The sequence below is a fragment of the Chryseobacterium sp. CG10_8 genome (assembly GCF_058117085.1).
Genome location: NZ_JBYVEB010000294.1, coordinates 1 through 479 on the forward strand (window position 1 = coordinate 1; position 479 = coordinate 479).

Annotated in this window: 1 protein-coding gene; it reads left to right on the top strand. The window is 25.5% G+C overall.

The window, feature by feature from the left end; genetic code table 11:
- On the top strand, positions 1-451 hold a 451-nt coding region (locus AC4AGG_RS16815), incomplete at its 5' end, for a hypothetical protein (protein WP_489773173.1).
- Between the last annotated feature and the right edge of the window lie 28 nt (positions 452-479).

Below are 479 nucleotides of genomic sequence, written 5' to 3' on the forward strand. Positions count from 1 at the left end.
CGTTAGGCGTCATTGTATGAAAACCGTAACCGAAATAAAAGAAGCGTATTTAAAAAATGGAATTTATTTTGCTCCTGAATATGAACAGGAAAATAAAATTCTGCAAAATTTTTATTCAGAAAACTCTAAATTAAATCAAATTCAAACTAATGAATTAACTGAAATTTTAATAAATTCAGTGAATTGGAATGAAAAATTTTTTGTTGCTGATTTATTATATTTTTATGATAATCTTGATTTTGCTTTTCTTGAGCCTTTAATCAAAAATGCATTAACCTATAATGATCCAAGTTTCAATAGAATGTTTCTAAATCCTGCTTTAAAAAACTTCGGAATTGAAAAAGTAATCAAAAATATAGCTGAACATTCAAAGAAATTATCTGAATCTGAAAAAGAAAATATAGAAAAACCTAATTATTGGATTAACATTTATAAAGCTGAAAATTTGTAAATTAACAACGTCGCCTAACAGTGTCGCC